This window comes from Nocardia aurantiaca (assembly GCF_009708175.1).
Classification (GTDB): domain Bacteria; phylum Actinomycetota; class Actinomycetes; order Mycobacteriales; family Mycobacteriaceae; genus Nocardia; species Nocardia aurantiaca.
Map to the genome: position 1 here is coordinate 1 of NZ_WMBB01000040.1, position 1238 is coordinate 1238.

3 protein-coding genes are annotated in these 1238 nt (G+C 71.2%); 2 read left to right on the top strand and 1 reads right to left on the bottom strand.

Features of this window, described 5'->3' with window-relative positions; genetic code table 11:
• Positions 1-348: rhomboid family intramembrane serine protease (locus tag GLP40_RS33095; protein WP_154791965.1), on the top strand; the 348-nt coding region annotated here is incomplete at its 5' end.
• A 13-nt stretch (positions 349-361) separates the two neighbouring features.
• Here GLP40_RS33095 and GLP40_RS33100 read toward each other — a convergent pair.
• Entirely contained in the window at positions 362-811 is a 450-nt protein-coding gene (locus tag GLP40_RS33100) for a PH domain-containing protein (RefSeq protein ID WP_230330180.1), read from the bottom strand.
• A 22-nt stretch (positions 812-833) separates the two neighbouring features.
• Between GLP40_RS33100 and GLP40_RS33105 the strand changes: the two genes are divergently transcribed.
• On the top strand, positions 834-1187 hold the full coding sequence (locus GLP40_RS33105; protein ID WP_196054889.1) for an ATP-binding protein: 354 nt from the start codon (positions 834-836) through the stop codon (positions 1185-1187).
• The last annotated feature ends 51 nt before the right edge of the window (positions 1188-1238 follow it).

A 1238-nucleotide genomic window follows, 5' to 3' on the forward strand; every position in this document is an offset into this window, starting at 1 on the left:
GGCAACGTGGCGGCGTACCTCTTCACGCCGCAGAACGCGCAGGCCGCGGGCGCCTCGACCTCGATCTTCGGTCTGGTCCTGGCGATGATCGTGGTCAACCGCCGGCTGCGGCTCGACATCAGCCAGCTGATCCCGCTGCTCGTGGTCAACCTGATCTTCACGTTCAGCATCCCGAACGTCTCGATCGCCGGTCACATCGGCGGTCTGGTGGTCGGCGGGGCGGTCGCTTTCGTTCTCGCGTACGCCCCCACGAAGCGCCGAAGTCAGATCCAGGCGCTCGGTTGTGCCGCCGTCTTCGTGGTGCTCATAGTCGCCGCCGTGCTCCGAACCCAGGCGATCCTGGGCTAAGCCGGACTCAGAGCTAAGCCGGGCTCACGCGCAGGTCGGCCAGCGCGGTGGCCACCTCGTCCGGGAGTTCGCCCAGGTCGTTCGCGCTGAACAGGTAGATCGCGTCGCCCGCGTCCACCTCGAGGAACTCGCTGCGCAGGCCACGGTGGCTGCGCCGATCGACCCGGATGCGCTCGATCTGGCCCCAGCCGAGGTGACGCCGGCCCAGGAAGCCGGTCACCACCGTCACGCCCTCGGCGTCGGCGGCCAGGCGCACCGGCCGCACCACGTCGCGCAGGGCCCACACCAGCAGCGCCAGCACGAGCAGCGTGGCCCGCACCGGGTGCCCCTTGGGCGTGGGCTCGGGATAGGTGTCGCTCGCCGGTTGCGGCTGCGCCGGGCGCGGCGCCTGCAGGGCGGACGCGCGGGCGGCCGGGGTCGACGTCTCGTACAGCGCAAGTGGTCTGCCCCGACCTGTGGACAACTCCGTTTCCGTCGGCGCGCCTGTGGACAACGAAATTCACGGCGGCGGCGAACCCGATAGGGTCCCCACCCTGGGCGGGGCGGCGGCGGAACTGGCGGCTTACCGGATCTTGCAGGAGGCGCTGGCCAACGCGTCCCGCCACGCACCTGACGCCCCGGTGACCATCGACGCCCACGGCCACCACGACCGCCTCGAGCTCACGGTGCGCAACCGCCTGACCGTCCCGGTCCCCGACACCACGAGCCGCGGCCACGGCCTCAACGGCATGCGCGAGCGGGCCGAGCTGCTCGGCGGCACACTCACCGCCGGGCCCGAGGACGACCATTTCGTCGTACGGGCATCCCTGCCCCTGACCACGCCGGGAGAGCAGCCGTGATCAAGGTCCTGATCGCCGATGACCAGGCGATGGTCCGCGAGGGTTTCGGCG